Source organism: Paludisphaera borealis, from assembly GCF_001956985.1.
In the GTDB taxonomy this organism is placed as follows: domain Bacteria; phylum Planctomycetota; class Planctomycetia; order Isosphaerales; family Isosphaeraceae; genus Paludisphaera; species Paludisphaera borealis.
On sequence record NZ_CP019082.1, the window covers coordinates 6,272,698 to 6,293,152 of the forward strand.

The window sequence follows — 20,455 nt, forward strand, 5'->3', positions numbered from 1 at the left end:
GGCGCTCTTGTAGAAAAAGACCTCGAAGACAAGCTCCGACGAACGTAGTACCGATCAGTCTACGCCGTCGCGAGCCTCAAATACAAGCCCGAAGCGCAAGCGAGTGAATTGTTTTGAAATGACGGCCGCCGCCGCGCGCGACGAGGTCCGGGAGATTCACTCGCTGGCGCTTCGGGCTCGTATTCGGAGGCCCCCCGGCGGGCGCGATCCCCATTTTGCATGAGGCCGGGGGGCGCCACGGCGTCATGATGGTTTGTAATCGATGGTCCAATAGAAATTCACGCTCGAACTTCCAGAAATCCAGATTGGGAGGCGGTCTTGGTGCAGTAATCTCTGGAAAGGGGTCGAGAACAGGGAGCAGTCCGCCATGATTCGGTCACAACAAACCTCGGTCGGCAGGGAGCTGGAGCGTCTGCTCCGCGACGGAATTCGGCCGGCGCTCAGCGATGCGCGGCTGCTCGACCGCTACCTCGTCGACCACGACGAGTCGGCCTTCGAGACCCTCGTCGAGCGGCACGGGCCCATGGTCGTGTCGCTCTGTCGCCGCTACCTTCGCGATCCGCGCGACGTCGAGGACGCCTTCCAGGCGACGTTCTTGATCCTCGTCCGCAAGGGATCGAGCCTGCGTGACGCGGCTTCGCTTTCAAGCTGGCTGTACGGCGTGGCTTATCGCGTCGCGGCGCGGGCGCGGGCTGACGTGATGAAGCGACGTGCCCGCGAGGGCGAGCCGGACGGCCTGCCGCAAGCCCTTGCACCGCTCGCGCAGCCGCCCGACGACTCGCTCGAAACCCTCGACGCCGAGCTGAGCCGGCTTCCGGAGAAGTACCGCGCGCCGCTGATTCTCTGTTACCTCGAAGGTCGGACGCACGAGCAGGCCGCCGCCGAGCTGGGCTGGCCGGTCGGCACGGTCCGCAGCCGGATGGCCAAAGCCCGCTCGATTCTGGAGACGCGATTGACCCGTCGCGGACTGGACGCCTCGGCCTGCCTGGCGGTTTTGCGGCCGGAATTCTTCCTCACCTCCACGGTCCTTCCCTCGCTGACGTCCATCTCCACCACGTGGCCGGCGACGGCCCTTGCTCAAGGAGTTCTCGCTGCGATGCTGATCTCTCAATTGAAATGGATCGGAGTCGGAACGACGGCCGTCGGCCTCCTCGCCGCGTCGGTCGGCATGGGCGCCCTGGCGGTCAACACGCCGGCCAGCCTCGAAGACGTTCCCAGCAGGCCCACTCAGGCGGCGAAGCCGACACCGGTACCGACGCCGTCTCCCCGGCCGATTCCTCGGCCTCAGCCTAGACCGAACGACGACGTGCAGGCCCGGCTCGCGGAGATGGAGCAGAAGATCGATCGGCTGATGGAGCTGCTTCACCGCATGGAAGAGCGTTCCTTGACCACCGCCGGCAGGCTCCCGGGTCCGTTCGAAGCTGAGCAGGACAGCCCCGAGCCGCCCCGCGCATTACATCCCCCGGCCCGGGCCCTGCCGCCCCCCGAACCCGCTTCTCCTCCCGGCGAGGCTCCCTCACGCCCTGATGCACCGCCAGGCATTCCCGAGGACGCGCCCCACCCGGACGCGCCGCCCCGTGCCGAGGCTCCCCCGGTCGAGGTCCCGGAGCCTCCCTCGCCCCCACTCCCCCCCGGCGAGCCGCCGGCCGAGTCGGCCCCGAGTCCTCTTAACACCACCTCGGAAACGCCGATCGCCGTGGCGTCGCCGCCCCGGACCGTTCCGCCCCCGGCCGCGGTCGACCCGCTCGCATCGACCGCGAGTCTGCCCGTCCTGCCGCCATCGCCGGCTCAACCCTCGCCGTACCCCGAGACGGCCCCATTACCTGCTAGCGTCGAGGTCCGACCATTCTCGCCAATGGCTCTGGCCGACACGAACACCGGGGGGATCGGGACGTCGAGAACGATGGTCGATCTCGTGCTTGCAAGACGCGAGCGCGGCGGCGTTCGTGAAATCGAGGCGCTTCTTCAGAACCTGCATAAGCGACAGCAGCGCAACGACGAGCTGAGGGCGCAACGCGTCATTTCCGAGGCCGATTCCATCGTTCCAACCGAACTCGCCCGAATCCTCGTGGCGCAGCTCAGAGAGCTCGAGGACGAGTTCGAGTTCGATGAGCAGTACATGAAGAATCTGGAACAATCGACCGCGGAAGGCAGGCTAGAGGTCGAGAAACTATTGAGGAGTATGAACGAGGTCGAGGGCGCGAGATCAAAGGGTAGAATCGAGGAAAAGATTCATCGACTGAATCAAGCCACGGATCGGCTGGAGAACGAACATCGTACGAGATCGCGCGAGTTCGAGATGAACAAGTCTCGACAAAAGAATGTCCGCCGACTGATCGAATGGGCCGAGGAGCATTTCAAGGAGCTTAAGATCTGAACGTTGAGGCACCTCAAGTTCGCCTAACCCGTCTGGGTTACCTTCATAGATTGCCATGAAAATAGTCGCGCGAGGGCATGCACTGGTTCGTCCCAAGGCTATTTTCATGGCAGCCCGAAGCGCCAGCGAGGGGATGGCCTCGGAGACTTGAAAACACTCCCTCGCTTGCGCTTCGGGCTCGTATTGAGAGGCCGTTCGCGGCACGACCCAGTTCCCATTCTCATGAGGTCGGGAACCCCAAGCTGGGGCATGACGATTCGCCGAGATCTTTCCAAAATCCAGATTGGGCGGCCGCCTTGGTGCAGTAACCTCGAAGTGGGGTCGAGCACGAGGAGCCGCCAGACATGATTCGGACGCGACAGACGACGATCGGAAGGGATCTGGAACGCCTGCTGCGAGACGGCGTCAGGCCGGCGCGAGGCGATGCGTACTTGCTCGACCGCTATCTCGGCGAGCGCGACGAGGCGGCTTTCGAGACGCTCGTCGAGCGGCACGGACCGATGGTGTTGTCGCTCTGCCGCCGCTACCTCCGCGATCCGCGCGACGTCGAGGACGCGTTTCAGGCGACGTTCTTGATCCTCGTCCGAAAAGGGCCCGGACTGCGCGACAAGTCGTCGCTTTCAAGCTGGCTGTATGGCGTGGCGTACCGCGTCGCGGTGCGGTCCCGGTCCAACCTGTTGAAGCGTCGGGCGCGCGAAGTCCAGACCGACGCGATTCTCCAGGCCCCCGCGCGGACCACGAATCCGCCCGACGACTCGGTGGAGACGCTCGACGCCGAGCTGAGCCGGCTGCCGGAGAAGTATCGTGCTCCGATGATTCTCTGTTATCTCGAAGGTCGGACGCACGAGCAGGCCGCCGCCGAGCTGGGCTGGCCGGTCGGCACAGTCCGCAGCCGCATGGCCAAAGCCCGCGCAATCCTCGCTCGCCGGCTCTCGCGACTCGGACTCGATGCACCTGCGAGCCTCGCGTTGTCGCGGCCGGATCTCCTTGTCGAAACGCTCTCCACCACGGTTCCTGCCTCACTCGTTCAAGCGACCTCGGAGGTCGCTGGCCGGTTCGTCGGCATCGCGGCGCGGGGCACCGGCGGGGCGGCTTCGGTCACGTCCATCTCCACCACATGGCCGGCGACGGCCCTTGCTCAAGGAGTTCTCACTGCGATGCTGATCTCCCAGTTGAAATGGATTGGACTCGGGACGACCGCCCTCGGCCTCCTCGCCGCGACGGCCGGCATGGGCGCCTGGGCGGTGACCCCGCCGTCCAAACTAGAAGGCGATCCCAACCCCGTCCAGGAATCGAAACCGGCCGAGGCGAAACCGGCGCCCGCACAGACGTTACCGGGTGCTCAGCCGCAGACGCGGCCCCAAGTTGTTGACGTGGAAGCGCGACTCGCTGAGATGGACCGCAAGATGGATCGGCTCATGGAGCGGTTTGAGCGGATGATGACTCCCGCCGCGCCTCAGTCGCCGGCCGCGGCCGCGCCGCCGGTCGAGCCGGCGGGCACCGAGGCCCCGCCGCCCGCCTCGCCCAGGCCTCGCGTCCGCGCTCGCGGAGCCGAGCCGTCCCCGGCGTTCCCTTTAAATCCCAGGTCCGACGATGAGAGAAGGAATCCGTCACCGACTTTCAAGGACCCAACCGACGGCGGACTCCGAGAGATCGAGGCTCGCCTGATGAACGCACTCAATCGCCATACTCTCACGAAGGCGCTTTTTGAGAGGGGGCAGCTTTCTCAGTTGGAGAATTTCGCCCCCCTGGAAGAATCCCGCGTGCTGATCGCTCGTCTCAAGGGAATAGAGGATCAACTGACGGGGGAACTGGAGTTCGTCGAGACGATCGAGTCGCCCAGCGTGGGAGCGGAGGTCCTGGAAGCGCAAAGCCGTCAGCAGGATGCGAGACTCGCTGTTGAACGATATCAAGCACTTGCCAAGCAACACTCCACCTTCAAGCCCGCGTTAGCCGATGCCGAAATGGGGCTGCGAGTCGCGTCTTTCGAGTTGTTCGTCAAGAAAAAGGAACTGGAAAGGTGCAAATTGCAGGAGGGCCTGCTCCGAACTCGCCTGAAGCAGGCCCAACGCATCCTGGACTGGGCCAAGAGCCACTTCAAGGAGCTTGGCAGCCTGGACGGTCCAGCTTTCGATCAGCCCGCTCCAGGGGTGCCGATCGTTGCTCCGCCGCCGCCCTCAGCCCGCTGATCCCGACTTGATCAGGCCGCTGATCGCCTTGAATTCGGGGCGGTCGGCGGTCTCGCACCATTCGAAGAGGACGGCTTCGGTGGTGGAGATGGTCGCGCCGGCGTTTTCGAGGCGGCGCAGCGCGAACTTCTGGTCGGAGCTGCTCCGGGAGGCGACGGCGTCGGCAGGGATCTGGACGCGGAAGCCGAGATCGAGCAGTTCCAGAGCCGTCTGGGCGACGCAGACGTGCGCCTCGATGCCCGCAAGGGTGATGTGGCGGATGTGGCGGCCGTAAAGCTGTTCGAGGATCTGGGGCACTGCGCAGCACTGGAACGCGAGCTTCGACGGTCGGTCCGGGATCAATTCGGCGATCGCCGGGATCGTGGCGCCGAGGCCCTTGGGGTACTGCTCGGTGGCTGACGCCGGGATGTTCAGCAGCTTCGCCCCGTGGATCAGCCGGACGGCGTTGGCCACGAGGCGTTCACGGTCGGGAATCGCCGCGATCAGCTTTTCCTGGACGTCGATCACCAGCAACGCGCCTCGGGGCGCGGTCAGTCGTTGGGTTGCGCGCATCGTTCTTTTCCTCCATTCGGGTCGGCCCGTTCCGGGCGGTTCGCCCTGCAAAATCTGGGCCGTCGTCTCCATCCGTCGTCCCTATTATAAGGGCTGCTCCTTGCCGGCGGGAGATCGGCGGACTACGATGTTTTTTGGAATGCCGTCGACCCGGACTTTCGCGGCTCCCCCTGCCTGTCGTGCTCGATCCGAATTCGTTTAGCCTGGACTGGGTTACCCACGTGGCCGAAAAGCCCCGAGTTCTTGTCATCGAGCGGGACGCGTCGAGGGGCAAGGCGATTCTCGAAACCCTCGGCGACGCGTTCGAGGTCACGACCGTCCAATCGATCTCCAAGGCGCTCTCGATGCTCCGCGACTCGCGGTTCGAGGGGGTTTACGTCGACTCGGCCCAGCTTTCGGCCGTACGATGGGTGGGGATGATCATCCAGGCCGAGGAGATCCTCGACGCGATCGCCGACGGCGTGGCGGTCGTCGACCCGGACCTGAGGATCATCTGGGCGAACCCCGAATTCTTGTCGCTGACCAGCGCCGAGACACAGGTCATCGGCAATCGGTTCTTCCAGGCGCTCGACGAGTCGGAGATCCTCGGCCCCGAGCCCTGTCCGTTCACGACGTCCGTCGCCTCGAAGTCGCCGTCGAGCACGCTGCTGAAGATCCGCAACAATCGGTATCTCCGCGTGACGGTCACGCCGGTGTTCGACGCTCAGCACGTGCTCACCCACCTGATCGCGCTCACCCGCGAGATCACCGACGAGACCCAGCAGCAGCTCAAGGTCAACGCCATCGCCAAGGCGGGCGACGAGCTTGCCGACCTCACGCCCGAGGAACTCTCGGAGATGGGGGTCGACGAGCGGACCGACCTGCTGAAGCTCAACATCGCGCGGCACATGAAGGACCTGATGGGTCTCGACTTCATGGAGATCCGCCTGCTCCACCGGGAGACCGGCAAGCTGATCCCGCTCTTGACCGAGGGGATGACCCCGCTCGCCGCCAACCGCGAGCTGTTGGCCCGCAAGCACGGGCAGGGGGTCACCGGCTTCGTGGCCGCCACCGGGCAGAGCTACCTCTGTCCCGACACGACCAAGGACCCGATCTACATCGAAGGGGCCGAGGGCGCCCGCAGCTCGCTCACCGTGCCGCTGATCTACCACGGCAACGTGATCGGCACGCTGAACGTCGAGAGCCCGCAGGCCGACGCGTTCGACGACCGCGACCGCCAGTTCCTGGAGATCTACGGCCGCAATGTCGCCTCGGCCCTCAACACCCTCGAACTGCTCCAGGCCGAGAAGGCGAGCACCGCGAACGCCTCGGTGCAGGCGATCAGCCGCGAGGTCGCGATGCCGCTGGACGACATCATCACCGACGCCGCCACGATCCTCGACCGCTATGCCGGGCACGACGAAGACATCATCGCGCGGCTGCGTCACCTGCTGTACCGCGCCCGGGAGATCCGGGGCATCATCCACAAGGTCGGCACGAGCATCGCGCCGCCGCCGAGCCGGGTCGTCAAGGCCCCCGCGGCGAAGCTCGCCGGCGCGCGGATTCTGGTCGTCGACGCCGACGAGGCCATCCGCCGGTCGGCCCACCAGCTCCTGGGCATGCAAGGCGCCGACGTCGAGACCGCGCGCGACGCCCACGAGGCGCTCGCTCTGATGCGCCAGAACTCGTACTCCGCCGCCCTCGCCGACATCCGCCTGCCCGACCTCGACGGCTACGAGATCTTCCGCCGACTCCGCGAGACCCAGCCCGGCACCCCCGTCATCCTCATGACCGGCTTCGGCTACGACCCCACCCACTCGATCGTCAAGGCCCGCCAGGAAGGCTTGCAGACCGTACTGTACAAACCCTTCCGGTCCGACCGCCTGATGGAAGCCGTCGAGCAAGCCCTGCACATCAACACCGCCCAGCCCGGCCGGGACGGCGAGAAACCCAAGTCGCCCCATCCCGATCCCGTTCCGACGCCGGCCGAAGACCCCCCGCCGGCGAGCTGACGCTGCCGGGATTTCCGGCCTCATGAAAATGGGCTCGCGGTCGGCAGGGTCCGAGTACAAGCCCGAAGCGCCAGCGAGTGCGTTTCCAGTCGGCCATTCGAATCCATGCACTCGCCGGCGATTCGGGCTTGTACTTTTAGATATAGACGCGTTTGTTATAGATATACCACTCGATCAGGAGCACGGCCAGGCCGGCGGCGGCGAGGTATTTCCACCAGTCGAGTTTCGTGACGGGGAGCGTCTGGACGCCGGCCACGGGGCTGTAGCCGATCTTGATCTTGTACGACTCGACCTGGCCCTCCGGCGCTCCGGCGGGGACCAGCCCGCGCGGGGCGAGGTCGCTTTCGCGGAAGTCGAAGAGGTTCACCGCGAACGGCAGCAGACCGTCCTTCCCCCAGCGCGCCTGGTAGAAGCCGGTGGTCGCGGCCTCGTTGTACACGAACGTCCCCTGGGGGTTGCGCTCGACCGTCTCGGTCTTCGAGCCGTCGGCCGACGTGACCTGGATCGTCTTCTCGGCCGTCTCGGCGCGGAGGGCGATGGGCTTGCCGGGGCTCGTCGTCAGTTCGCCATCGCCGCCCCGGACGTTGCCCATCGCCTCGACGCCGTTGAACAGGAAGAGCGGGAAGCTGATGTACCGGAACCACGTCGTATTCGGGTTCGGCCCGTCGAGCAGCGGGAACGTCACCACGGTGTCGGTGAACCCCTCGCGCGGGACCGCGAAGGCGAGCGGGCCGAGGTTGCTCTCAATCAGCGTGGTCGCCCCGGAAGGGGGCTCGACGATGCGGGCCTTGGCGACGTAGACAAGCGCCAGGTCGCGGATGTACTGCATCAGGGGGTGACTGATGTTCCAGTCGAGGATCACCGGGTTCTCGACGTCCCTGGCCTTGTCGTACGCCGCGCCCGGCGGGAAGACGCCGAAATACAAGGCGTTGGCCTCGGGGGGCGTCTCAGGACGCCATCCGTCGTAAATCACGAGGTCGTAGCGTCCCCCTTTGATGTCCCGAGCGACCGCCTCCCCCTTGGCCTCGTCGGGCGTGACGACGAGCACGTCGGCCTGGTCGACGGCCGTGGGGGTGTTGAAGGCGTCGACCAAGTACCGGTCGCCGGCCGAGACCGCCAGCACCTGCGCCTTGCGGGCGTTGCCCACGACGGCGAAGGCTCGGTTGTCGACGGCCAGCGCGTCGTCGATCGGCAGCCGGACCTCGAATGCGGCGAGCTGGGTCTCGGGGATGTCGAACTTGAACGACTGGTCGGTCCGCGCGGGGATCTCAAGCGCGACGGCGTCGACCAGCGAGCCCTCATCGCCGGGCTTGTCGGTTTGATGGCGAAAGAGCTGAGCCTCGGTCTTCACCGGCTCGGGTCGAAAGTTATGAACCCGCCCGAAAAGCTGGTAGACGTCGGGCTTGTCGTCGCTCGTCCGGCCCTGAAGGGCGACGATCGCGACGTTGTCGGACGGGTTGCGGGCGTCGGCCGGGCTCGAACCTTCGCCGGGGCGGACGTAAGGCGGGGGAGGAGGACCGATCACGACGACCTCGGGTTCCAGGTTGCCGAGGCTGAAGCCCTCGACGTCCGGGAAGCCGCCGTCGGTGTAGATGAACAGCTTGGGCGTGATCTGGGCCGTCGCGACGACCCCCTCGCCGAACTGCTTCGACGGGTTCGCCAGGCCCGAGGCGACCTGAAGCGCCTCGCGCAGCGACGTCGACGACTGGGTCGGCTGAATCGCGTCGATCCGACTGAGCAGCAACCTCTTGTCACTCGTGTAGTTCGAGACCACCCGGGCCGAATCGGCGAACGAAACGACCATCGCCAGATCGTCGCCGCCCATGTTGCGGACGATCTTGCGCGCCTCCTCGCGGGCCTTCTCCAGCCGGCTCGGCGCCACGTCGGTCGCCGACATGCTGGCCGAATCGTCGATCATCAGGACGTACCGTTGCGCCTGGCCGCCGGTCCCCTTCATCCGGGGGCCGGCGAGCGCCAGCATCGCGAGGGCGATGATCAGCAGTTGAAGGAACAGCAGCAAGTTGCGTCGGAGCCGCTGAAACAGGCTGTTGACATGCAGGTCTTCGAGGCTTTTCCGCCAGAGCAGCGTACTGGCCACCTGCACCGGGCGTCGCCGGAGCTTGAGGAAGTAGAGCGCGACGATCCCGAGCGGGACGGCGGCGAGCGCGAGCCACCGCAGGGGCCCCAGCGGCGAACTGAACTCGAGCGACTTTACGAAGTCCCAAGGCATCGTCCGAGTCCTCCGGCGTTCGGGTCAGAGTTCGGGTCCGCGACCCGCGAGGTCCGACCGTTCGCCTTTCCGCCTCACGACCATCATGTACAACACGTAGGCGACGAGAAGTCCGCCGATCCCGTAAAACACGGCCGGACTGGTGATCCAGAAGCGATCCATGAGAAAAACCTCGAACGACGATCCGTCTTCGCTTACTTGACCAGGCCACGCTCGCGAAGGTAATTGAGGATCAGCTTGTCAAAAGGATATTGATTGGTCGTAAAAATGTACGTGATCCCGCGCCGGGTGCACCATTCCTTGAGCCCGCCGACGAAGGCGTTGAGATTGTCCTTATACCGCTTGAGCAACGGCGCGCTCATCGTGATCTCGGCGACGTCGTCGTCCTCGCAGTCGACCAGCCGGAGGTCGCCCACCAGCTCGGGCTCGACTTCCTCCTGGCTCAAAACATGGATGACGTAGACGTCCATGTTGCGGGCGAGGAGGTAGCGGAGGGCGTCTTCATAGCCGTTCTTGTCGAGGAAATCGGAGATCACCACGACGACTCCCTTGCCGCCGTGGCGGATGGCGAAGTCGCGGGCGGCCGACGTCAGGTTGCTCTCGCCGGTCGGCTGGAGCCGTTCGAGGTACTGTATCACCCGCCACATCTGCGAACGCCCGCGCACGCCGGGAATCCCCTGGTCGAGCTTGTTCGCGAACGTCTCCATGATGACACGGTCGTGATTGACTAGACCGACGAACGCCAGCGCCGCGGCCACCTGCTTGCCGTAGTGAAGTTTCGACGGCGTCCCGAAGCTCATCGACAGGCTGGTGTCGAGCAGCGTGTGGACTTGCAGGTCTTCCTCTTCGAGGAACAGCTTGAGGAACAGCCGGTCGAGCCGGGCGTAGACGTTCCAGTCGATATGCCTCAGGTCGTCGCCCGCCGAATACTGGCGATGCTCGGCGAACTCGACCGACGAGCCCCGCTTCTTGCTCTTGCGCTCACCCTTCATCCGCCCCGAGATGATCTTGCGGCTGACCAGCTCAAGCTGTTCGAGCTTGTGCATGAAGTCGGGGTCCAGCAACGGCGCGGAGCCCGACCGGGACGCCGGCGGGGCCGGGTCGGTCGAGGCGGTCGGAATCGGATGGGCGCCAGGCATGGGATAACTCGAATTCGTCTGTATCAGGTCCAGTAGTGGTCCGACACCCAGAAGAGGCCGTAAATGAACGCGACGGCCGCGCTCACGCCCAGAATCCAGGGGACCAGGGCGGCCAGGAAGATCGTCCACCGGGCTTTCAGGCCCAGCGGCGGGCAGCGGTGCAAATAGGCCAAGGCCGTGAACCAGCTTTCGAGGACCACCAGGGCCCCCGCGCCGGCCGCGACCAAGGCCAGCAGCGGCTCAGACCGCCAGGCGAAGACCGACACGGCGAGCAGCAGGCCGCACAGCGAGACCAGGCAGATCACGTCGTTCTTCGAAAAGATCAACGGTTCGGGCCTGGGACGCTTCCAGTCGATCTCGGGGACCGGCGGCGGATCGTAGATGTCGTGCATGATGAGCGAGCCTGTGATCGTCGAGCCTCCGTCAAGCCACGGCGGAGGCGCGTTCCTCGGATTTCTCGGAGACGGAATCGAGCACCTTCAACAGGACGTCGTCCGGATCGATCCCTTCGGCCTGGGCCTCGAAGTTGAGCAACACCCGGTGTCGCAACGACGGCAGATAAACGCGGCGAAGATCCTCGAACGAGACATTGTACCGTCCGTCGAGCAAAGCTCGCACCTTCGCCGCCAGAACCAGCGTCTGGACCCCGCGCGGGCTGCTCCCCCATCGCACGTACTGGTTCGTCGCCGCCGCGGCGAACGGGCCCTCGGGGTGGGTCGCCAGGGCAAGCCGGATCGCGTAGTCCTGGACGTGCGGCGCGATGATCACGTCGCGGACCAGATCCTGAAACCGGAGCATGGTTTCGCCGTCCATCACCTTCTCGGCTTTGGGACGCTCGCCCCGCGTCGTCCGGTCGAGAATCGTGCTCAGCTCGTCGCGCGTCGAGTAGCCGACGACCAGCTTGAACAGGAACCGGTCGAGCTGCGCCTCGGGGAGCGGGTACGTCCCTTCCTGCTCGATCGGGTTCTGCGTCGCCATCACGAAGAACGGTTCCTTGAGTCGGTGGATCGTCCCGCCCACCGTGACCGAGTGCTCCTGCATCGCTTCGAGCAGGGCCGACTGCGTTTTTGGGGTCGCCCGGTTGATCTCGTCGGCCAGGACGATCTGCGAGAAGATCGGCCCGCGCTGGAACTGGAACATCCGCTGGCCGTCGGGCGCCTCCATCACGATGTTGGTGCCGAGGATGTCGGCCGGCATCAGGTCGGGCGTGAACTGGATGCGGTTGAAGTCGAGCGACAGGGCGTCGGCCAGCGTACGGACAAGCAGCGTCTTACCGAGCCCCGGCACTCCTTCGAGCAAGGCGTGCCCGCCGACGAACAGACAGGTCAAGACGCCGTGGACGATCTCGTCATGACCCACGATCACCTTGGCGATCTCGGCCTTCACCTGATTGTAGCGGTTCCGAAACTCCTCGGTCCGCTCCTCCATCGTCGCAGACGGTTCTCCAGCCATCGCCGAGGTTCCTTTCGTGTCGTGTTCGCTTATCTTGAATCGTGAGTTGCTAAGAGCCCGCGCCGGGGTCGGGTTTGGGCTTATCTTTTTCCTTGGGCTTGTCCTTTTCGCGATCTTCCCAGACGCGCTGCTTGGCCTTGAGGAGGCGGTTGGTGTAACCGGCCTCATCGGCCTTGGCCGACTCGGGCGCGAGTCCGGCGCCGCCGGCTCCGGGGGCGGGCCGGGCCGGTTTCGAGCGGTCTTGCGGGGCGGTCCCTTCGAGCAACGGCTCGCCGATCGGGGCGGTCCGCGGTTCGTCGCCGGGAACGGCGGTCGGATCGAAGCGAGTGGCCGCGCGGGAGCGGTCGAGCTGCTCGCCGACCTCGGCCTTGCGCGACTTGAGCTGGTCCATGTAAGTGCTGGCCATCTGGGGCTCTTGGCCACGCAGGCTCCGCCAGCGGTTGGCCAGGTCGTGCCGGATGCGGTCGACGTCGAAGGCGATCCGCCGCACGGCGACGTCGCCCAGGAACAGGCAGCCCGCCAGCCAGAGCAACGTGGGCCAGAGCGCGGCGAAGGCTCGGGGATTGATCAGCCCGGGATCGCGCCGGAAGTGGTTGGCGCCGGCGACGGTCCGCCGCAGGTCGAGCTGGCCGTCGGGGGTGTATTGCCACGACGCTTCCTGTCCGTCGGTCAGACTGGCGGCGGTTTCGAGGGGGGCCGGATTCGACCGCAGCTCGCGGTACTCGTCGGAGTAAGGGACCGAGACGCCGCTGGAGATCACCCCCTGGTTGCCGTCGGCCCCGCGATACCCAAGGTTGACGAAATAGTTGCCGCGGGCGTCGGCGTTCTCGATGGTCGCCTCGTAGCGTCCGGGGGCCGACTGGGTCAGCTCAAGCGGAGCCGCCTTGAGGTCGGGGTCGACCACGTTCCCCTGGATGCGGAGGAAGTTCAAGAACTGGTCGTCCTTGTCGAGCGCGTCGACGACGACCTTGATGCGTCCCTCCTCGCGGCGGACGGTCATGGCGACGTTGCCCTGCTGGGCCGGTCGCATCGTCCACCGCACGACCTGCGACCAGAACGCGGCGTAGTTCTGCCAGTCGGGCCAGGCCTTGGCCCAACGCCGGCCGGCGTCGGACGTGAACGCGAGCGACCGCCCTAGGCCGTAGGTCCAGTGGGCCAGCACCGGGTTCACCTGGCCGGTGGGGAGCGGCGAGACGATCGGCATCTCGACCAGCTCGTTCTCCTTGAGGGTCGTCAGCACCAGGCCGGTGATCCCCGGCAAGTCGTCGGACAAGCCCATGACGGGCTCGGTGATCGGGCTTTGAAGCCGGGGCGCCCAGGGCTTCTCCTGCTCGAAGATCAGCGGTCGCGAGATCGTCCGCGCTTCCTTCTGATAGATGCGGGGCAGGGCGCTGGGGTTGGTGACGTTGTAGAATCGGCCCTTGGTTCGGCGAGCGAGGTTCTGCATCACCGACATGGCGCCCAGGTCGTTGCCGTGCGCCGCGGTGAGGACGGCCGTCACCGTGATCTTGCTCTGGGCGAGCTGGTTGATGACGCGCGGGGTCGGGGGCGTCGGGTCGCCGTCGCTGATGATCACGATGTGCTTGGTCATCGCGTCGCGGACCGCGTTCAGGCCGGTCATGGCCTTGACCAGCGACGGGTCGAAATCGGGCATGTCGCCAGGCGTCATCCGGTCGATCGCCCGGAGCATCGAGGGGCGGCCGCTTCCGATCGTTCGAAGCGAGAACAGCCACGCTTCTTCGCCTTCCCAGTGGAGCATGCCGGCGTAGTCGTAGCTCGAAAGCGCGTTGATCGCCGCCTTGGCCACGACCTTCTGCCAGAAGTTGCCTTCGGGGATCTCGCTGGCGTGCATGATCAGGACCATCGCCCCCAGGCCTTGAATCTTCAAGGCTTTGATCTGCATGTCGACCGGCAGCGCCTTCTCGACGGGGGTGTTCATCCAGCCCCCGGCGCCGAAGCTGTCGCGGCCTCCCAGCATGATGAGGCCGGCGCCCATGTCGTGGCAGTTGGAGGCCAGAAGCTGAGTCTGGCTCTCGGTGAACGCCTCCTTGGGGACGTTCGCCAGGATCACACAGTCGTAGGGTTGAAGCTGCGCGACGTCGGTCGGCAGTGGGTCGCCGCCGACCCCTCCCGTGCCATCGATCCGGGGAGCGGTGAGGGTCCTGACCTCGATCTCCTTCTCCCGGAGCGCCTTGACCAGTTCGACGTGCTCGCCGGCGGTCCCCTCGATCAAGAGCACCTGGGCCTTGCCCCGGGCGTGCGTGAACCCTTCGGCCACGTTGTTGATCGACCGGCGGTCGCCGCTGTCCTTGTCGGGGATGAACTCGGCGGTGAACGTGTAAAAATTGGGCTCGGTGATCAACTGCTTGAGCGTCAACACGTTGAGCCCACGCTGAAGCTCGATCGGCGAGGGCTTCTCGTTGCCGGCCGCCGGCGCGCGGTAGCCGTCGGCCTTCTGGAAGATCTGGAGCGTCCCCGAGGTCGGCTCGCTGGCCCGGATCACGACGTTGATGTTGACCGTCTCACCCTTCTTGACGTCGGGCGGAATCGACACCTTCTCGACCAGGACCTCGCGGTCGTAGTAGTAGCTGATCGGCAGGACGTCGACCTGCACGCCGAGCGACTTGGCGACGAGCACCTGTTCGAGCAGGTTGCCGCGATTCTCGTTGCCGTCGGAGAGGATCACGATCCGCCGCGCCGTGTCTTCGGGGAACGTCGCCAGGGCGAGCTTCAGGGCGGCGGCCAGGTCGGTGTTCTCGGCGTCGATGGTGCTCTCGACGCCCATCAAGTTCAGCTCGCTGGGCGCGGGAGGGATCTCGACGCGCGGGCTCTTGCCGAAGACGATCACCCCGGCCAGGTCGTCCTTCCGACGCTTCTTCGAGGCCTCGGTCACGTACGTGAGCGCCGCCTTCTGCTGGTCGCGCGGCACGCTCTGCGAGGCGTCGACCAGGAACATGGTCGTCAGCCGGTCCGAGCGGCGGACGGTCTGCATCTCGGCCAGGGCCAGCACGATCAGGGTGACGACCGCCGCGCGGAACACGATCGCCAGGGCGCGGCGGAACGAGCCCAGGCCCGACAGGCTGCCGTAGCTCATCCAGACCAGCGGGGGCAGGATAAGCGGGATCAAGATCAGCCACCAGGGCTGCCCGAACGTGATCGAGACGTTTCCCAGCATCCTCGTCAGACCCCTGAAGCCGCGTCAGAGTCGGAATCGTTGCACGCGGTGGTTGTTCGAGTCGACCACCGAAACTTCCCCTCGCGAATCGACGGCCAGGGCCCAGGGGTTGTACAGCTCCCCCGGTCCGCGCCCGGAACCTCCCCAGATCGCCAGCGGTTCGCCGTCGCGGGTGAACTTCTGGACGCGGCTGTTGCCGTACTCGCACACGTAAAGAATATTTCCCGGCCCCAGCGCCAGATCGTAAGGATAGCTCATCTCGCCGAGCTTCATCCCGCGCGTTCCCCACATCCGCAGCAGCCGGCCCTCGACGTCGAAAACCTGAATCCGGTGGTTGCAGCTATCGGCCACATAGATGTGATCGTTCTCGTCGATCGCCATCGCCCGGGGCCTAAGGAACTCGCCGGGCTCGTAGCCGTGGCCTCCCCACTGCCGCAGCCACTTCCCCTCGGGCGAGAACACCTGAATCCGGTCGTTCTCGCCGTATTCCGAAACGTAGAAATTGCCCGCCTTGTCAATCACCACGTCAGTCGGATAGCCGAACCGCCCCGGAGTCGTCCCCTGCACGCCGTCGCCGATCTGGAACAGCAGGTCGCCCGACGCCCCATAGACCAGAACCCGGTAAAAATGGGTGTCGGCCACCAGCAGCCGCCCCTCGCGATCGACCGTCAAGCCGCTCGGCCCGTCGACGTTGAAATCGGGCGTCCGCCAGCCTCGCAAAAAACCGCCGTCGCGGTCGAAGACCTGGATTCGATCGGTCAGGTCGGCGAGGTACAGATGATCGGCGCCGTCGAACGCCGCGACCCGAGGCTTGTGGATCCAGCCGTCCTTCGTCCCGTGAACCCCCCAGACCAGATCCGGCGTCGCCGACCCCCGGGCGCCGCAACCGGAAGCCGTCGCCAGCAGAATCACGCAGAGCGCCGAAGCCGCCCCGGCCTGTAAGCGAGCCGGAAGTGATTCACGCCGGTTCCACGTCACGCCCGATTTCCTTCCCCAACATCGGTCCGCCCCTGGGAGACGCCTTGCGCCCCCAGTAGAATCTACTGAGACCCGAGCCTCGGACGCAAGTCCTAGGTCCCGGCATTCTCAAAGAGTCGGTTCGATTCTCCCGGAAGCCCGATCGATGCCCGAATGGGTTTATTTGTGCCGGATCGACGAAGTCCCCGACGGCCGCGCGCGGACGATCGAAGTCGCCGGCGCGCGCGTGGCGGTGATCCGCGACGGCGACTCCATCGTCGTGATCTCCGACCTCTGCCCGCACGCCGGCGGCTCGCTCGGCTCGGGCTGGATCGAGGAGGGCGAGCTCCTCTGCCCGCTCCACCGTTGGCGGTTCCGCCTCCGCGACGGCCGCTGCACGACCCTCCGCGGTAACGACGTGCACCGGTATCCTTCGAGGATCGACGACCGGGCGGTTTGGGCGCGGGTTTGATCGGCCAGGTAGCCGCGCTGCATCACCACTCCGACTGAGCCGGGTGGACGTCGTCAACGCAATCTCGATTGCGGGACGAACCGCCGCGGCCCGCCTCCGGACGACTCCGCATCCAATCAACCGAACTACGACGAGACGCATCGCGAGACGATACATGTGCGGATGCAGACGCGATTGTTGAGGATCACGGAATCCTCATGTAAAAATAATAGTAAGTTTAGCCAAACTAGGTTGACAACCGCGCGGGCCGACACCACGATATCTACGGCTTAACAAAGCCACACGGGCCGGCCTCCCCCGATCGGGCTTCGCCATGACGGCGACAGCTCGACCGACGGTCCGTCGGCAGGCAGCCGATGGGACCGACGCGATGAAGCCTCGTACGGGTTCAAGTTCACCAAGGAAATCGGAGAATCGCTGTGCAGAGACGAATCATGTTCCTGGCGCTGGCCGCGAGTGTGATCGCCACGTTCGCGCTGGCCGCACCGACGCAGGCGTCGTACATCACCACCGTGACGATCGCGGACAACACCAGTTTGCCCGCGAACGGTCTGGACACGACCTGGTCGGGCGTGGGCGGCCCGATCACCGACGTGCAGCTCCTCACGCCCGCGGGCGTGACCGGCGTCATCGGCACCGACACCGTTCACCTGGCCTTCAACAATCCGTTGGTGGCTGGCGGCATCGTGACGTTCAGCTTCGTGTCGGCGACCGCGCCGATCAGCTTCGTATCGGGAACCTGGGCGATCACCCTGGCCGGCCGAGACGCGACGGTCGACGTCAACCCGAGCCTGGACGGCCTGCTGTTCAGCACGGTGCCGATCGCCGTGCCCGAACCGGAGTCGATGAGTCTGTTGATCGTGGGCTTGTCCGGTTTGCTGGGCCTTCGTAATTGGACCAAGCGCCGCGCGAAGGCCGCCCAGGCCTGATGCTTGACGCCTTCGTCCCGCCGACTGGAGAAATCGGCGCGACGACCGGACCGACCAGAACGTCCACGACGCGTCGCGGCGGTGGAACCGCCCCGACCGTCTTCATCTTCACATCCCTTCACATCGATCGCTTACAACCAGATCTTCATCCTGCCCCGCAGTGAATCGGGCAGGCGGCGGTCGACGATCCGCTGGATCTGGTCGGGGTGCAGTCTCGTGCTGAAGTGCGAGGCGATGATCACCTCGTTCTCGAACCGGTCGGCCCGCGCGATGAGGTCGTCGAGGTGGGTGTGGCCGAACTTGTGGATCACCGACGCGCGCTCGCCGGGCGCGACGAAGGTCATCTCCAGGATCAGGATCTGCGCGCGGTAGATCTCGGGGAAGTCGTCGAGGCCGGCGGGGGCGGTGTCGCCCATGTACGCGACCTTCGGAAGCCGGATCTCGGCCGAGACCTCGACGCCCGAGAGCCGGATGTCGCGAATCTGGTCGCCGGTCAGGTCGTGGTACTCGGGCTTGAGCTTCCTACGGCGCTCCCAGACCAGGAAGCCCATCGACGGGATCGTGTGCCGGGTCGGAAACGTCTGGACGACCAGCTCGCGCGAGAGCTGGATCTCGACGCCCGGTTCGATGCCGACCAGGTTGACGTTCATCCGACCCCGGTCGAGCCGCTGATAGGCGCGGAGCAACTGGTTCACGCCGTCGACCGCATCGGCCGGCAGGTAGATCGTCGGCGGCTCCATCTTCATCATCCGCCGGCGGGCGACCAGCACGGGGAGTGCGGCGATATGGTCGAGGTGCGTGTGCGAGACGAACCAGTTGGGCGTCGTCATGAACGACCAGGGCTGGGCCCCCAGATCGAAACCGATCTTCAGCTCGGGCACCCGCCAGTAGGTTTGCACGGCGGCTCGCGAATAGCCCTCGACCGTCAGGCCGTGGTGCACCATCGAGCGCACGGGCGCATTGTCCACGGGGTGGTCGAGCGACTCCACGTCCGAATCCGATTCGATTTCCACCGTCAACCCAGTTCTCCCAAAGCACGACACATGAATTCGAGGAAGGCGTTCTTCATCTACTATACTCAAGAAACCAACGGCCTGAATACCGAGGCTTTCGCCGTCGGGGCGGAGCCGGACGGGTAGGGGGGGAGAGTCGCCATGATCGGCCGCGTCCAGGTCTTCGGACCCGCCTATCTCGACCGCGTCCTGCGCGTCGACCGCCCCTTGCTCGATCCCGACGTCGGCCCCCCTCTTGACCAGAGCGTCGACGGCCGCCCGAGGTTCGGCGCGGGGGACCGGCTCGACATCATCGACCCGCTGGGCACGTCCCTTTCCATCGCCGTCCCCGACGACTGGCCGGGGCCGCTCGGCTTCGTCGATCTGGAACAACCGCTCGTCAAGACGCCTCAAGGCGTCCGCAAGCTGAGGGCGGTAAACTGGCGCGACGACCTGGGAGGCATGGGCGCGGGCTTCGCGGCGGCCCTCGGCGGCACGCTCGTCAGCGTGCTCGGCTCCGAAACCGACCCGACGAGCCGGGAAATCACGGCGCTTCTGGAAAGCCACGGCGTCTCGCATCGCTGCGTGAGAGTCGCCGATCAGCCGGCCGACTGGACGCTGTTGGTATCCAGCGGCGAACACGGCGACAAGCTGGCGATCGGTTTTCGAGGCTGCCACGCCGCCCTCGACGCCGACGCCTTGAAATCGACCCTCGCCGAGCCTTGCGACGTCCGCGTCGTCGCCGGCTTGCCCAACCGGCTGGCTTCCGTGGCGCTGCGGGCGCCCGGCGCGCGGTTCCGGCTGTTCGCTCCGGCCATGCGGAACATGGTCGATCGTGCGCCGCCGGTCTCCGAAATGGCCGGCGCGGTCGACGTCCTCTGTTGCAACCGCCGCGAGTGGGAGGCGCTCGACGATCGCGAGGAGGTCGCCGCCCGACTCTCGATCCTGGTCGTCACCGACGGCCCGTCGGGAAGCTCGGCGCGATACACCAACCCTCAAGGAGATTCGCGGACGATCCGCGAGCCGGCTTTCCCGCGCGCTAGACCCCCGCGTGACACCAACCGCGCCGGCGAGGCGTTCGCGGCCTGCCTCGTAGCCTCCTTGTGCGAACTCGGTTGGGACTCCGCATCCGGCGTGATCGACGACCGCACGATCGCGACGGCCATGCGTCGCGCAGCGGCGGCGTCGGCCCTGGTTCTCGATCGCACCGACTTCGGATTTCCGACGGAAGCCGAGATCGACGCCGCGACGGCCCGAGGATGCGTCGACTGAAGTCCTTCCTGGTGATTCGGCGTTGGACCTCCGGACGGTTTCGAGATAGGATCGAGACGTCATCGTCTCTTCCATCCATGGGTCGTCGTCAGGGGGAATCCCGATGCCGACAGATCGGCCGATGGGCCGCGGCCCGATGCGTTTGTGGCTGAAATCGACCCTCGGATCGGGCGTGCTGGAAACGCTCCGGCCGTCAGAGGCGACAGGCGGCGGCGACCCCGACTCGTTCGCCCGCGACCTCCTGGCGAAGCTCCGCGAGGCCGACGGCGGCTTCCGGCCCGACGATCCGTTGGCCCTCGCGTTTCGCGAGTTTCGCCGCTGGGTCGAGGCTGAGCGTCGGTCGAGGCGACTGGGTCTGCTCGGCCCTCCGCGCGCCCGGCAGCGGCTCCCGGAGACGATCCGGCCGCGGGACGACCGAGCGGCCGGGAAAGTCGCGACCGTCGGAAAGGCTTCGGCGGAAAAGCCGCTGACCGTCGTCAGCCGCTTGCTGACGCGCGTCCGGTCGGCCTTCGCGAGCCGCGCACGCGTGCGACCGGCCGACCTGGCGAACCCGCTCTGGGATCGCTGGCTCGACGGCTAAGCGGCGGGAGTGGATTCCTCGTCCAGATGCTCAGCTCCTCCGCTCTTGACCGTGCTGGCCTGTTTTCTCGTCGCGGGTTACAATCCAGGCTCGACGGCGAGGCTCGCCCGTGTCGCTTGCCAAGAGCGCCAGGCGTTTCGCAACGTAC

Annotated in this window: 16 protein-coding genes; 7 read left to right on the top strand and 9 right to left on the bottom strand. The window is 66.0% G+C overall.

Annotated features, from left to right (window positions below; translation table 11 throughout):
• The first annotated feature begins 367 nt into the window (after nt 1-367).
• Nucleotides 368-2,377 (top strand): RNA polymerase sigma factor, encoded by a 2,010-nt coding sequence (locus BSF38_RS32475; RefSeq protein WP_076349664.1) that lies wholly within the window; start codon nt 368-370, stop codon nt 2,375-2,377.
• 344 nt (nt 2,378-2,721) lie between these two features.
• Nucleotides 2,722-4,566, top strand: coding sequence for an RNA polymerase sigma factor (locus tag BSF38_RS24250; RefSeq protein ID WP_076349665.1), 1,845 nt, complete (start codon nt 2,722-2,724; stop codon nt 4,564-4,566).
• On the opposite strand, the gene BSF38_RS24255 is transcribed toward BSF38_RS24250, so the two are convergent.
• A complete protein-coding gene (locus tag BSF38_RS24255) occupies nt 4,555-5,118 on the bottom strand; it encodes a hydrolase (RefSeq protein ID WP_076351408.1) in 564 nt (187 codons plus the stop codon). The genes BSF38_RS24250 and BSF38_RS24255 overlap by 12 nt on opposite strands.
• A 221-nt stretch (nt 5,119-5,339) precedes the next feature.
• On the opposite strand from BSF38_RS24255, the gene BSF38_RS24260 reads away from it, so the two are divergent.
• The gene (locus tag BSF38_RS24260; protein WP_076349666.1) at nt 5,340-7,109 is read left to right on the top strand and encodes a response regulator; all 1,770 of its coding nucleotides are present in this window, start codon (nt 5,340-5,342) and stop codon (nt 7,107-7,109) included.
• A gap of 136 nt (nt 7,110-7,245) precedes the next feature.
• On the opposite strand, the gene BSF38_RS24265 is transcribed toward BSF38_RS24260, so the two are convergent.
• From BSF38_RS24265 to BSF38_RS24290, 7 genes are read right to left on the bottom strand one after another with little or no spacing between them, the layout of a single operon-like run.
• Nucleotides 7,246-9,339, bottom strand: coding sequence for a VWA domain-containing protein (locus BSF38_RS24265; protein ID WP_076349667.1), 2,094 nt, complete (start codon nt 9,337-9,339; stop codon nt 7,246-7,248).
• A 24-nt stretch (nt 9,340-9,363) separates the two neighbouring features.
• Nucleotides 9,364-9,501 (bottom strand): hypothetical protein, encoded by a 138-nt coding sequence (locus BSF38_RS31515; RefSeq protein ID WP_168189449.1) that lies wholly within the window; start codon nt 9,499-9,501, stop codon nt 9,364-9,366.
• Nucleotides 9,502-9,533: 32 nt separating this feature from the next.
• Nucleotides 9,534-10,478, bottom strand: a complete 945-nt coding sequence (locus BSF38_RS24270) for a DUF58 domain-containing protein (RefSeq protein WP_083713397.1) — start codon at nt 10,476-10,478, stop codon at nt 9,534-9,536.
• A 23-nt stretch (nt 10,479-10,501) separates the two neighbouring features.
• Entirely contained in the window at nt 10,502-10,870 is a 369-nt protein-coding gene (locus BSF38_RS24275) for a hypothetical protein (protein ID WP_076349668.1), read from the bottom strand.
• Between the two features lie 31 nt (nt 10,871-10,901).
• Entirely contained in the window at nt 10,902-11,930 is a 1,029-nt protein-coding gene (locus tag BSF38_RS24280) for an AAA family ATPase (RefSeq protein WP_076349669.1), read from the bottom strand.
• 49 nt (nt 11,931-11,979) lie between these two features.
• Nucleotides 11,980-15,105, bottom strand: a complete 3,126-nt coding sequence (locus BSF38_RS24285) for a glutamine amidotransferase (protein WP_076349670.1) — start codon at nt 15,103-15,105, stop codon at nt 11,980-11,982.
• Nucleotides 15,106-15,129: 24 nt separating this feature from the next.
• Nucleotides 15,130-16,083, bottom strand: a complete 954-nt coding sequence (locus BSF38_RS24290; RefSeq protein WP_076349671.1) for an NHL repeat-containing protein — start codon at nt 16,081-16,083, stop codon at nt 15,130-15,132.
• A 145-nt stretch (nt 16,084-16,228) separates the two neighbouring features.
• Here BSF38_RS24290 and BSF38_RS24295 point away from each other — a divergent pair, with 145 nt between their 5' ends.
• Together BSF38_RS24295 and BSF38_RS24300 are read left to right on the top strand one after the other, a co-directional pair.
• Entirely contained in the window at nt 16,229-16,534 is a 306-nt protein-coding gene (locus BSF38_RS24295) for a Rieske (2Fe-2S) protein (protein WP_076349672.1), read from the top strand.
• 434 nt (nt 16,535-16,968) lie between these two features.
• Entirely contained in the window at nt 16,969-17,463 is a 495-nt protein-coding gene (locus BSF38_RS24300) for a PEP-CTERM sorting domain-containing protein (protein ID WP_076349673.1), read from the top strand.
• Nucleotides 17,464-17,594: 131 nt separating this feature from the next.
• On the opposite strand, the gene BSF38_RS24305 is transcribed toward BSF38_RS24300, so the two are convergent.
• On the bottom strand, nt 17,595-18,407 hold the full coding sequence (locus BSF38_RS24305) for an MBL fold metallo-hydrolase (RefSeq protein WP_083714017.1): 813 nt from the start codon (nt 18,405-18,407) through the stop codon (nt 17,595-17,597).
• Nucleotides 18,408-18,617: 210 nt separating this feature from the next.
• On the opposite strand from BSF38_RS24305, the gene BSF38_RS24310 reads away from it, so the two are divergent.
• Nucleotides 18,618-19,727, top strand: a complete 1,110-nt coding sequence (locus tag BSF38_RS24310) for a PfkB family carbohydrate kinase (protein ID WP_076349674.1) — start codon at nt 18,618-18,620, stop codon at nt 19,725-19,727.
• A 103-nt stretch (nt 19,728-19,830) separates the two neighbouring features.
• Nucleotides 19,831-20,307, top strand: coding sequence for a hypothetical protein (locus tag BSF38_RS24315; RefSeq protein ID WP_145952304.1), 477 nt, complete (start codon nt 19,831-19,833; stop codon nt 20,305-20,307).
• Nucleotides 20,308-20,455: the final 148 nt, after the last annotated feature.